This window comes from Devosia alba, from assembly GCF_039938915.1.
GTDB classification, from domain to species: Bacteria; Pseudomonadota; Alphaproteobacteria; order Rhizobiales; family Devosiaceae; genus Devosia; species Devosia alba.
Window position 1 is genome coordinate 1 of record NZ_JBDUUI010000192.1, and the last position, 217, is coordinate 217.

Genomic DNA, 217 nt, shown 5'->3' on the forward strand with positions numbered 1-217 from the left:
TAATAGATTCCTGTTGAATTTTCTCCTACTGTTATTACTCCTGAAGCATCATTTGTTGCAATAGCCCCAACAGTCGCTGCTGCTGGACTACGATCATCTTCAACTAAATATATTCCAGTAGATTTTTTACCTACACTTATTTTTCCAGCATTTGTTATTCTACCTCTTTTAGCATAGATACCAGTTGTTTCTTCTCCTGTTAGGTTAATTACTCCTG

At 35.9% G+C, this 217-nt stretch carries 1 protein-coding gene; it reads right to left on the reverse strand.

Annotation, left to right across the window (positions count from 1 at the left end; all coding sequences use genetic code 11):
- A partial coding sequence (locus tag ABFY71_RS19245) for a hypothetical protein (protein WP_347947488.1) occupies positions 1 to 217 on the reverse strand: 217 nt, incomplete at both ends.